This is a genomic window from Pandoraea bronchicola, assembly GCF_902459805.1.
GTDB classification, from domain to species: Bacteria; Pseudomonadota; Gammaproteobacteria; order Burkholderiales; family Burkholderiaceae; genus Pandoraea; species Pandoraea bronchicola.
Window position 1 is genome coordinate 1 of the sequence record NZ_CABPST010000013.1, and the last position, 12468, is coordinate 12468.

At 60.7% G+C, this 12468-nt stretch carries 9 protein-coding genes and 1 pseudogene; 8 read left to right on the plus strand and 2 right to left on the minus strand.

The window, feature by feature from the left end; translation table 11 throughout:
* Positions 1-297: 297 nt before the first annotated feature.
* From PBR20603_RS24395 to PBR20603_RS19905, 8 genes and pseudogenes are all read left to right on the plus strand, one after another.
* A pseudogene (locus PBR20603_RS24395) lies at positions 298-543 on the plus strand (site-specific integrase); the annotation flags it as partial.
* A gap of 678 nt (positions 544-1221) precedes the next feature.
* On the plus strand, positions 1222-2469 hold the full coding sequence (locus PBR20603_RS19870) for an MFS transporter (RefSeq protein ID WP_150561186.1): 1248 nt from the start codon (positions 1222-1224) through the stop codon (positions 2467-2469).
* A 398-nt stretch (positions 2470-2867) separates the two neighbouring features.
* Positions 2868-3395: a RidA family protein gene (locus PBR20603_RS19875; RefSeq protein ID WP_246174858.1), complete on the plus strand. Its 528-nt coding sequence runs from the start codon at positions 2868-2870 to the stop codon at positions 3393-3395.
* A 192-nt stretch (positions 3396-3587) separates the two neighbouring features.
* Positions 3588-4325 carry a class I SAM-dependent methyltransferase gene (locus PBR20603_RS19880; RefSeq protein WP_174977995.1) on the plus strand — a complete coding sequence of 246 codons (738 nt, stop codon included), beginning with the start codon at positions 3588-3590 and terminating at the stop codon, positions 4323-4325.
* Positions 4326-4854: 529 nt separating this feature from the next.
* Positions 4855-6747: an SAM-dependent methyltransferase gene (locus tag PBR20603_RS19885; protein ID WP_150561188.1), complete on the plus strand. Its 1893-nt coding sequence runs from the start codon at positions 4855-4857 to the stop codon at positions 6745-6747.
* Positions 6748-7340: 593 nt separating this feature from the next.
* Complete coding sequence (locus PBR20603_RS19895; protein ID WP_150561189.1) at positions 7341-8591, plus strand: serine hydrolase domain-containing protein; 1251 nt, start codon at positions 7341-7343, stop codon at positions 8589-8591.
* Positions 8592-8742: 151 nt separating this feature from the next.
* Entirely contained in the window at positions 8743-9129 is a 387-nt protein-coding gene (locus PBR20603_RS19900; protein WP_150561190.1) for a YybH family protein, read from the plus strand.
* 192 nt (positions 9130-9321) lie between these two features.
* Positions 9322-10179 (plus strand): FCD domain-containing protein, encoded by an 858-nt coding sequence (locus tag PBR20603_RS19905; protein WP_150561191.1) that lies wholly within the window; start codon positions 9322-9324, stop codon positions 10177-10179.
* A gap of 69 nt (positions 10180-10248) precedes the next feature.
* Here the strand turns inward: PBR20603_RS19905 and PBR20603_RS19910 are convergent, their stop codons facing one another.
* Together PBR20603_RS19910 and PBR20603_RS19915 are read right to left on the minus strand one after the other, a co-directional pair.
* Complete coding sequence (locus PBR20603_RS19910) at positions 10249-11430, minus strand: porin (RefSeq protein ID WP_246174860.1); 1182 nt, start codon at positions 11428-11430, stop codon at positions 10249-10251.
* 105 nt (positions 11431-11535) lie between these two features.
* Positions 11536-12459, minus strand: coding sequence for an alpha/beta hydrolase (locus PBR20603_RS19915; protein ID WP_150561192.1), 924 nt, complete (start codon positions 12457-12459; stop codon positions 11536-11538).
* Between the last annotated feature and the right edge of the window lie 9 nt (positions 12460-12468).

Here is a 12468-nt window from a genome sequence, read left to right on the forward strand (position 1 = left end):
GCAGCGCGCCTTGACGGACGAAACCCCGAAGCCGGAAATTTCTACTTCTGATCGGTACTAATTCGGGTGTAGGGTCAAACCGAACCAAAATGGTCCCGAATATTGGGGGCACATTTGGGGGCATGCTGAAATGGTCGGGTGGCTCTAGATCTTACACCAAAAGGGCTCTGGCCATTAATTCTGGTCCTGCAGCCGCACCAAATAAAACAACGGGTTACGTGATTTTCACGTAACCCGTTTGTCGTTGTGGTTGGTCAAAGGTACGTTTTCGGCACAGTTCGCTATCGAGAACGGTACATAGCAACCATCGTCAAGACTCCCTCAGGTACCTGGAAGGCCGTAATCCGAAAGATCGGATGGCCGACTACGGCAAAGACATTTCGCACAAAGCGTGACGCCGAAGATTGGGCTCGCCGAACCGAAGATGAGATGGTTCGGGGCGTTTACCTTTCGCGTGCCGCATCAAAAAAATTGACCGTGGCCGGCGCGTTGAAACGCTACATGGAAGTGGTGTCTGTCACTAAGCGGCCAACGACACAGCGGAGCGTCTGATCGACGGATACGAAAAACGGTTCTGCACGCTTGGTTCCGCTAACGCGGGCTGCGACTGTGGGCAGCGACCAGGCGAGGCACCTCAGTCAACTGCTTGGCAAGCTAAGCGCAAACGACCGGACGCGTCAGGCGGAGCTCGGCCAAAACCGGCCGGCCGACGCCCGCCTCAAGTTCGTCAACAATCGGGGTCCCGTAAACGCATGGGGCCCTGGCATTTCGTGGCACGCTTCCCTGCAGCACGCTAACCCATCGATTTCGCTTGCACCTGACGCTACGTCACCTTTTATGGTTGAAACCGACGACTGGAAAGCAATGCGACGAAACGCGAGCCGCGTCAGGTAGGTCAACGCGCAACTTGCTACGGGCGTGAGCCGCACGGAAGCTGGATGCGTAGAACCGTCACCCAGTGACAATTGACGCAGGGCCAGTTCGACGATCTTGTCCCCTGCTTGTACGACGCCGCCAATACCGGCGCCGTCGAGGCACAACGCTCCGGGAGCCAGAGCCACAATGCCGGCGATGTGTTCCGCATGAACCCGTGCGTCCACATCCATCAGGGCGATGCGCATGGCCAGGACGCGTTCAGCCGGTCGACCGCGCGCCGAAACGGCACGCCCTGCGCGGGCGAATGCGTCCACTTTCCGGATTCCTCAACAGGGAGACGATTTCATGGCGTCAGCCGCCGAACTGAATCAGGACGTATCGCTGTATCTCCTCGCGCTGGGCGCCTTTGCGATCGGCACCGAAGGATTCATGCTCGCAGGGCTGCTGCCGATCATCGCGAAGGATCTGTCCATCAGCCTCGCCGCGGCAGGGCAGCTCGTCACGGTCTTTTCGCTATCCTATTCGATAAGCTCGCCGATCCTGACAACGGTCAGTGCGGGCGTCAACCGGCGACGCTTCCTGATCGTTGCTCTGCTGTGCTTCACCGTCGCCAATTTCGCCGCTTGCGCGTCGCCCGGCTATCCGGCGCTACTAGCCGCGCGCGTGCTGCTCGCGGTGTCGGCCGGCCTGTACATGCCTAGCGCGAATGCGCTCGCCGGCTCGCTCGTCGCGCCGGAGTCCAGGGGGCGCGCACTCGCGACCGTCCATGGCGGGATCACGATCGCCGTCGCGTTCGGTGTGCCACTCGGTGCGTGGATCGGCGCCCACTTCGGCTGGCGTGCGACGTTCGCCGGCATCGGCATGCTATCCGCGATCGTGACGCTAGGGGTGATGGTCGGCTTGCCGCGCGGGATCGGCGCGAGCGTGTCGGTGCCGTCGCTCGCGCAGCGTATAGCCATCGGGCGGCAGCCCGCCGTGCTGGTCACCCTGCTCGTCACGAGCCTATGGGCTGCGGGCATCTGGACTATCTACCCGTATCTCGCGCCGTTCTTGACAGGCCGCCCCGGCTTCAGCGCCGCACAAGTCGGCGCCGTACTGCTGCTGTACGGCGTATTCGCCGGCATCGGCGTGTTCATCAGCGGCCGTACGATCGACCGCTTCGGCAGCGGGAAGGTACTGGTCGTCTGTCTGGTCGTGATGATCCTGTCGTATGAGTGCATGACCGCCAGCGCGCGGCACTTGGACCCCGCGCATGCGCGCATCGCGATCCTGATTGCGATAGCCGCGTGGGGCGCAGCCGGCTGGGCCTTCAACCCGGCCCAACAGACCAAGCTGATCGGTATTGCCGGCCTTGATGTCGCACCCGTCGCGCTGTCACTCAATTCATCGTTCACGTATCTTGGCTTCGCGCTCGGCGCGGCGCTCGGGTCGTTCATCGTCGCCTACAGCTCCGTGACTCACATCGGCGCGATCGGCGGACTGTGCGAACTCGCAGCGCTGCTTATCATGCTGTTGGCAAACCGCCATGCCCGGCGTGCGGCAACGAGCGTTCACATCGCAATCCAGGCCGCCGAACGCCCGACGCAGCCGTGACTCGGCGCGTACGCAAGACAGCAAAGGAGACTCCATGATCCGGGAAGGAATCGATGCACTGTACGACGCCAGCATAGCGGCTTCGGTGGCTACGGCGGCAGCGAACGCTTCCGCGTGCTGCCCACGCACTGTCAGGCCTCGAGGTGGTCGCTGCCGTGGAAAACCTTCTTTGAAACGGCTGTCATTGCCGATACGTTGAGTGCAATGGGATTCAGCCATACCACCTGCGAACCGCGGGGCGGACTACTCATCGGTTTGACACGCCACATACTGATTTCAACATCTCGTTCGGGGATCATCGAAGGACAGATGGGGGCAAGCCGAAAGTGGCCACCGGCGAAAGAGGACGCCACTCACGCGGAGGGTGTAGTGGAGGAGATGCCATCAGACGTACCAAAATGACCAACGAAGCTGTTGTGCCTTTTTCGTCCAACCCGAGCCATAAAACCATGACTGCCACGACTACTGACGAGCGACTTAAAAGTTTAGGACTAGTGCTGCCTCCAATTCCGTCCCCTATCGCCAACTTCGTGAGCTGGAGACGATCTGGCCAGATTCTCTATTTATCTGGTCAGGGGCCTCGTGATGCTTCTGGCTCGGTTATCCAGGGGAAATTAGGTCAGAACTACAGTGTCGATCGTGGTTATGCTGATGCCCGTCAAGTGGGTCTGCAGCTGTTGTCGACAATGCAACTGGCGACAGGGTCGCTTGATCACGTGGCGGGCGTTTTGAAGATATTCGGAATGGTGAACGCTGCGCCAGATTTTTGCGACCATCCGAAGGTCATTAACGGATGCTCGGATCTGCTTGTGGAGGTTCTGGGTGATCGCGGCCGACACGCCAGGTCGGCGGTCGGGATGAGTTCACTACCCAACGGGATGTCGGTAGAAATCGAGGCGATCATCGAGATCGTGAACGGGTACTAAGGCATCGCTCTGGGCGCCGCTCCGCGAATGGCACATGCGTTTCGTCGAAGTATCTATGCCATGCCATCCGGTGCGCAAGCCCTGCTTGTCCCGCCCTGAATCGGTGGTCCGACATAGCATCGGTCTGGCGGATGGATGAACGCTGTGGCGGGGCAATGCTCCGCGGCAATCGACGTGCTCTACGGTGACACAATGACGAACCCGATCTCGCGGCACTACGAAGCGCTCCTTGCGGAGCACTACACCTGGATGTTTGGAATTCCTTTCCAAGAGAAAGTCGATGAACAACGACGCTTGCTCGAGATGCTAGGAATCGGGCCCGGTCAGCATGGAACAGCGCTCGATCTCGGCTGTGGGCCCGGATTCCAGTCGATCGCACTTGCGAACCTTGGCTTCGAAAAAATCGTTGCTATCGATTCGAGCCGGGCGCTACTAGACGAACTCAATAGTCAGAAGGGCAATCTTCCGATCGAGACCACCCTTGCCGATCTGCGAGACTTCGATCGCTTCGCAGTGGCTGGATCTGCAGAGGCAATCGTTTGCATGGGTGACACGCTCACCCACCTTGACAACATGCAGGATGTCGCGGGCGTGTTCAAGAAGGCGCGAGACATGCTTCAACCGTCGGGCCTTCTGCTCCTGACTTTTCGGGATCTCTCCATTGAGCTGACCGGCCTGGACCGGTTTCTGCCCGTTCACGCCGATAACGATCGCATCATGACGTGCATGCTGGAATATAGATCGGACGTCGTCCTCGTGAACGACCTCGTCCATGTTCGAGAATCGGGCGGCTGGACGCTTCGCAAGAGCAGTTATCAGAAACTCCGGCTGTCCCCCAATACGCTTTCGGATGAATTGACCCGCCTGGGTTTCACGGTGAGAACCAACGAACCGGTTGGCCGAATGCACGCGCTTATCGCAGAGAAATAATTCCGTCACGCTCGACGCCTCGTGGATCAAGGCTTCCGGCCCCACCGGCACAATGTTGCCAAGGTGCATTTCGAGCTAACGGAGCAGACCCGTGAACCTCGACGCTTCGATCGAAGCGCGGGGGCCAAGATCAAACGCTCTGGTAAATTCGCGCGGTTCAAAAAGGCGATACAAACATCATGCGAGTCCCGGAAGCCTCCCAAACATCTCGTTGCCCTTCGGTGTGACACTGCCAAGGCGAGATTTGGGATGAACGCTTCTGTCGACGATTGCGTTGTTCGAAGACACTTTAGCAAGCCCAGCTCCGTTCCCGACGCGAGCGCGGCCATGCTCCCGATCATGCCCATGAAACGTTCACGAGTTAGGTTCGCTGATACTAGCCCTGCCGCTTCATGCCGGCTTGCCTTTGGTTTGATCGAGCTGGCGCGGCATTGGTTTCGGGGCGCACTACCCTGGCGCGCAGACAAACGCGTCGATTTCACTTGCACCTGACGCTACGTCAGCTTCCATGATTGACACTGGGAACGCAATGCGATTCAAAATCGGTGAACTCGCGAAGAAGTTGGGATTGAGTGTCCGAGCGCTTCATCACTATGACGCAATCGGGCTACTGTCGCCATCCCAGCGCACCGATGGAGGCGCGCGCCTGTATGGGCGGGACGATCTGATCCGGCTGCATCGTATTGAGGCCCTGAAACGGTTCGGGTATTCGCTGCCGGACATCAAGGCCAGCCTCGATGATCAACTGACCGACGGTCCGCTAAAACTCCTGCAGCGTCAGATCACAGAGCTGAATGCGCAGGCGTTGCGCGCGCAGCGTCTCAGTCGTCACTTGCAATACATCGTTGACATGATCGCCGCCGGTAGCGAGATCGCTGCGACCGACTGGCTGAACGCTCTGGAGCTGATGAACATGTACCAAAAGCACCTTGATGACGACGAACTCGATGCGCTGCTGGCATCCGGGCCGGATATGGTGCCGCCGACGGATCCGTCGTGGACCGAGCTCATCGACGAGGTCCGCGTTGCCGTGCAGCAGGCGCTGCCGACCGAAAGCGATGCCGCACAGGCACTGTCCTGGCGCTGGATCAGGCTCGTGATTCGAATGACCCACAACGACCCGGCGCTCGCGACCAAGCTGATGATGATGCAACTCGGCGAGCCACGCGCCCGGCAAATCGTCGGCATTACGGTCGAGATGCTGGACTGGATCGACGAAGCGTTCACGCACGCGCGCTGCGCGCTGCTCGACAAGTACCTCAGCCCAGCGCAGGCCGACGAGGTGCGGCGTCGCCAGTTCGCCACCGCGAAAAATCAAGCATGGCCGGCGCTGGTGGTCGAACTAAGGGCACAGATGGACGCGGGCGTCGACGCCGGTGCGGCACCGGTACAGGCGATCGTCAAGCGATGGCAACAACTGTTTCTCGACAGCTTTTGCGGAGACGACGCGGTCCTGGAGGCGCGCGTGCGGGATGCCTTGATGCACGAACCGGATCTGCAACTGGGCGTCGGCCTCGACGATTCGCTGTTGGCCTATCTGCACAAAGCCCATATCGTCGGCCACGACATGACACCGGTCAACGCCGGACCCAAGCCGAGCGCGTTGATGGTGGCGACACAGCGGGCCGCGCATCAACTGCTTGACCGTCCGCTGGTGCTTGACGATCCGGTTGCACTGGCGGTCCTCGGCGCTGCTGAAGCACAGGCACTGCGTGAGAACATCGACAGGTTCCGCCATCCGACGTCGGTGGGAATGCGTAGCTCGGTGATCGTACGCAGCCGGCTTGCCGACGATGTGTGGCGCGAGGCGGTCGAACGTGGCATTCGTCAGTATGTGGTGCTCGGGGCGGGGCTCGATACCAGCGCGTACCGACATCCCGATACGCCGGCTCGTATCTTCGAGGTTGACCTGCCGGCAACGCAGCAGTGGAAGCAGGTGCGCCTGCGCGAGGCAGGCATTGCAGTGCCGCCGTCGCTGCATTTCGTCCCGGTCGACTTCGAGAGCGTTGGTCTGGCAGAGGGGTTAGCGCGGGCCGGTTTCGATGCTAGTGCACCGGCCATTTTCAGTTGGCTCGGTGTGACGATGTATCTCGACGAAGCCGCGGTCATTGAGACGTTGCGTTTCATCGCCGGCTGCGCCAAAGGCAGTGCGGTCCTGTTCGAGTATGTGACGCCGCTTTCGAGCTTGCCGCCGATCATGCGTATTGCGATGGAGCAGTTGACGGCGCAATTCGCCGAGCGTGGCGAGCCGTGGAAGACCTTCTTTGAGCCGGCGGCCCTCGCCGAGACGTTGAGTGCATTGGGATACATCCATAGCCACGCGTGGACTCCCGAGGAATTAAACCAGCGCTATCTCGCAAACCGCGATGACGGGCTGTTTATCGGTGCGACACCCGCGCGTCTGGTTCTGGCAACGGTCTGAAATGGCTTCCCGAGTGGGGCGATCCATACCCCGGTCGACCTGCATGCCTAAATCGTCGACACTTTGCAACCTCCTGCGGCGCTTCAATGACAACGATTTCGAGGTGGGATTCGAAGTGTGTCAAAGTAACCACTCATACTCGTGAGTGCCCCTACATGATCACGTTACCAATTGCCCAGCGATGGTTTGAACTTAAACGCGTCAGCGATGGCATCCCCCTGCTGTGGGAACGTCAGGTCGTGCCACTAATGCGCTGCAATATCTGGCATGTGCGCGGTCGCGACCGAGACCTGGTGATCGACACTGGAATGGGTATCGCCAGCCTGCGCGATGCGGCCAGGCACCCTTATGGCGTCGGTATTGGCGTCGGTATTGGGCGGAAAAGCAATTCGCCGGTATCGCGAAGCAGGGGATGCGTGCGACGGTAGTCGGATCACGGCCCGTCCTGACGCTGATTACTCGATGTCTGCCTAGCTAAACGTACCTGATCAGTCACCAGGTGGGCGGTTCGAAGACTTGCCGGCTGGACTTCGGGTACCAGGAAAACGGTCGGCGTACGCCGGCCACTTTGCACGTCGATCGTCCCGCTAGCGATGACCCGATCCGCGCGCGGCCAGGCTCTGGGCGGCCAGCAACGGTCGGTCGCCTTTATACCCAAACATGGACTCTTCTGGACCGGAATTCCAACGATGGAAAATAAGGTCGTCAGGTTCTCGACGTTCGCACGTGTAGCAACAGCGCTCGCATTAGTGCTTGGCGCTTGCGTCTGCGCTCGGGGAGCGGCTTTCCCGCAGCGTGTGTACGGTCCGCAGTCTCCGTTTCCCGGCATCGAGTGGGTGTCGGTAGCGCCCGCTACGGAGGGTTTTTCTCAGGAGGGCATCGACCGGGCAGTCGACTACGCGAAGCAGGAGGGTTCGACGTCCGGAATGATCGTCCATAACGGACGGGTTGTAGCGGAGTGGGGCAACGTGTCGAGGAAATCGAATCTTCACTCGGCACGCAAGAGCTTCATGAGCGCGCTCATTGGCATCGCAGTTGCACGCGGCCAGATGCATCTCGACGATACGCTGGCGCAGTTGGGCATCGATGACAACGAGCCGTCGTTGTCACCCATCGAGAGGCAGGCCACCGTTCGCATGCTGCTTGAAGCGCGGTCGGGCGTCTATCACCCGACCGTCTATGAGACGGCCGAAATGAAGAAGACGAAACCCGCACGTTACAGTCACTTGCCGGGCACGTTCTGGTACTACAACAACTGGGACTTCAACGTCGTCGGCGCGATTTATGAGAAAGCCACGGGTGTAGACATTTTCAAGGCATTACAGTCGGAGATCGCGGATCCGATCGGCATGCAGGACTATGGTGCATCGGACGGGCACTATGTGTCCGATAGCTCTGTCACGATGTATCCCGCTTATCCGTTTGACATGAGCGCGCGGGATCTTGCCCGTTTCGCGTTGCTATACCTTCACGATGGGCGTTGGTTAGACAGGCAGATTGTTCCGGCGGAATGGGTCGCCGAGTCGACGCATTCGTATTCGGACACGCCGACGGGGGGGTACGGGTACATGTGGTGGACTAGCGTACCCGCCAACGGAATTCGAGGGCCGAACGCGGCATTGCGGCGGCCCACATACTGGGCCGATGGTTATCTCGGCCAGTACGCGGTGATCGTGCCGTCGCTCGATCTCGTGGTGGTAAGCCTGGTCGATTCGCGATTGACCTCGAAGCGCATGGGGCAACTGAAAATGGAGAAGCTGGTGTGGCTGATCGAGTCCGCTGGAAATGCTGGCAACATAGGTCCCGAGCCCGGACAGAAGCCGCAGACGGGACCGACCCGTTAAAAGTTCTGTCGTTGATATCAATGGCGAGATCGCCGACAGACTGGCGCGCCTTCACGAACAGTGTCTCGGATCGGACAGGTTTCACCAAGGGGCAGGGCCTGCTATCCGGCCAGACGCCCGGCCACGTCACAATGTGTTTCAGAGGAAAACCATGATCGCGAGCAGCCCGCAGCAGGCGGTAGAGCTATTGGATCGAGCCTTCAATGAACGCGACATTGATACCGTCATGGGCTTCTATGAAGATGAGGCGGTCGTCGTCGCGGAGCCGGGAAGAACAGTCCGGGGGCGAGCACAGCTGCGCAGTTTTTTCGAACACGCGATGAAATCCGGTGTGTCGGCCGCGCAGCTCAAGACCCACGTTGTTGAAGTAGATGGCATTGCATTGTTCCTGTCTCGATGGACGCTCGCCTACAAGGAACCCAATGGGACAGTTTCCACAAGGGAGCTCGTCGCAACGACGGTATTCCGAAATCAGCCCGGCGGCGGATGGAAAGTCCTGATCGACAATCCCTTAGGACCGCTTGTGCTCGATGCGTAGAATCGCCGGCTCGGATATGTCTGGGCTGACCATGGTTCACCGCGCGTATCGCGCGTATCGATCGGCGCATCTTCATGCATTGGCCACGTGCCCGCCACGGCCATTTCATGCATTCATGGTAAATTTACAAAATCACGAGAATTTTCGAAAATTTAGCGAAAGCACTACTTTGCATGGGAGCGTGGAGGTCAGATGCGACCGAAAGGTGAACGAGATGTTCGGCAAGTCACTCAGGCATCGGGGCGAGAGACGTCCGATGGGCACACGCTATCGGAGCAGGCATATTGGCTGATGCACCGCGACATTCTCGCGGGGGTTCTGGCACCGAATGAAAAGTTGCGCTTGCAGGGGCTGCAGGAGCGGTACGGTCTGGGCATGAGTCCCATCCGTGAAGCCCTGATGCTGCTGAGTCGTGAGGGACTTGTCTCGAATGAAGGACAGCGCGGCTTCCGCGTAACGCCGGTATCCGTCGAAGACTTGCAGGACATCGTCTGGGCGCGACTGAACATCGAGACGATCCTGCTCGGCCAGTCGATTCGCCACGGTGATGCCGACTGGGGCGCGGAAATCTCGGCGGCGTTTTACAAGCTCACGCATGCCCCCGTGCCGGCATCGCTCGACGACATCGAGAATCTGGAGGCATGGGAAGCCGCGCACCGGCGATTCCACCGCGCCCTGCTCGCCGGCGCCAAATCGCCGTGGCTGCATCGCGTCGACGCGCAGCTCGTCGACCTGACCGAACGCTATCGACGCATCCGTCTCGCGCGCATGGGGTTCACCGCTCGCACTGACAGCATCTTCACCGAGCATAAGACACTGATGGAAGCGGCGCTCGCACGCGATGTCGATACCGCGTGCCATCTGCTGCGCGAACACCTAACGGCGACCTTCGATGCGCAGACATGGCTGGGTGACGGCCTTGCCGCCACCGATGAAGTGCCTGCGGCCGCACCGGCGCCAGTCAAACGTGCTGCCGGAAAGGTCGCAACGCCGCGCGCACGCCGCTCGGCCGATACCCCGCAAAAGGCCCGATTGCCGTCGCGTCGTTGAAGACGCTCCACCCACGGGCGTCCCAGGCCATTCGAAGCGCGAACGTGTCGCGCTTCGTGCCGCCAGCCATCAGAAGCGATGACGCATCCCCAGCCCGACGACGATCTGTGTCGGCGTCGACGACTGGGCGTATCCGCACAAGATAGCGTTCGCGAAAGGCGTGCCGGTACCGCCGATCACGTGCTGGTAGACGGCGTCGATATAGACGTCAGTGCGCTTGGAGAAGTAGTAGGCCGCTTGCAGATTGACCTGATGCCACTTCGGGCTCGCGCTCGTGGTGGCATTTTCATATCGACCCATCGTGAACGCGTAGGAGCCGATCAACGTAATGTTGGCGGTCGCGTTGTAGGTCACGTTCACGTCGAAGTTGTCCATGCGCAGGCTGGCGTCTCCCATGGGCTTGTAGCCGAAGAGATTGACCGACGAACCGTCGCTGATGACCGTGCGCGTCCACGTGGCGCCGTAAGTGCCATTCCCCCAGACGTAGCTTCCCCCGATACCGAAGACCGATTGCTTGGCCGCGACGAACGTCGAGTCGCCCGAGCTGCTGCTGCCATCGACCGCGCCACCCGCGTTCGCCCCCACGTTGTTGATGACGATGAAGGCCGCGCCGAGACTGAGCGGCCCGTTTTCGTAACCGATGCCCGCGCTGTAGGCCCGATTTGCCGTGGCCGCACCGGCCTGATTCGAGAACGCGTACATCGTGCGCATCGACAGACCGTTCCACGACGGACTCGTGTACATCACCGAATTGTCGATGCGAAACGAGTTACCCATGTTGTCGTTGTCGAACGGGTGCGCGAACGCCGTGCCACCGGTGAAGCCCCCCGTATGCACGGCGAGATACCAGATGGTCGGATCGTATTGACGACCGAGCGTGAGCGAGCCGAGCTGATTGTCCTTCAGACCGACCCAGGCCTGCCGCCCGAACTCGCGGGAGCCTTGTCCCAGCTTGCCGGTGAAGAGGTTGAAGCCGTTCTCCAACTGAAAGATGGCGCTGGTCCCGCCGCCCAGATCTTCCGTGCCTTTCATCCCCCAGCGTGTGCCGTTGATCATGCCGTTTTGCGCCTGAAAGCTGTGAGCGCCATTCTGGTTTGACACGTAGTTGATGCTCGCGTCAATGCTGCCGTACAGCGTGACGTTCGACTGCGCGTGGGCGACGGATGCGCCAAACGCGAGCGGGATCGCGAGCGATGAAAAGGAAAGCCGGGAATGACGGGTATGGCGGGCAAGACTGGGGCTGCGCATCATGGTGACTCCGTAGGGCGTAGTGACGGCGCTTGTGGGGCGCCTGTTGAAAACTCATGAGCAGGGCTGTCGCCCGGCGCGGTGCGATCGCTCACACCGGGCGCCGGTTCAGCCGATCGGAACCGTGCCGTGGTGGGCGATGCTCGCCAGACGGCCGTACCAGGCATGGGCGGGATCTTTTAGGTGTGTGTGCGTCTGGAAGTGATCGGCGCCGGGTTCGACGAAGGCGGCGCAGGGCGCTCCCTGAGCATTGAGCAAGCTGGCCATGCGCTGATTCGAAAGGGCGACGCGGGCGCTGTCGTGTTCACCCCAGCCGAGCACCATGGGCACGCGATTGCCGCGCGTCCAGCACAGCGGACTCATCAATGCGTCATCGGTATCGGGGCCGAGCACCATCTCGTAGACGCGCGCTTCGAGCGACCCGGGCGCCGGCGCGGGATGATGCAGGTCGAAGATGCCGGAGATCGGCAAGCACCCCACGATGTCGTCCGGGTTCGCACCTGCGAGCGCGAGCAGGTCCGGGCGCAACGTGAGCAAAGCAGCCAGATGCCCGCCGGCCGAATGACCGGAGAGCACGATGCGGCGAGCGCCGTCTGCGCTGCCCGCGGCCCAGTTGGGCAGAACATCCGGTAACGCGGCGAGCAGGGCCGCACCGTCGAAGAGCGCGGCGGGAAGGGCGGCCGCCGGTGCGAGCCGATAGCCGGGCGCGACCAGCATGCAACCCGATGCCACGACATTCGACGCCATGAACGTCACATATTCCTTGTAGCCATTCGTCCAGCCGCCACCGTGGAAAAACACCACGATCGGGGCATCGTGCGGCATGTCGGGTGCGGAAAACACGTCGAAGCGTTGCAGAGGATCGGCGCCATAGGGAAGGTTCCTGGCGACGCGTAATCCTTCCATCGGACGCTGGGCCCAGTCGAGCACCAACGCTTCATAGGAGAGTGCGGCGGCGCTCGGGAGGGGCATTTGCGGCGCAAGGCCCCAGGGGCCAAACGTCGCGATCTGCTGCGAGATTTGTGACTTCATGCTGATAGA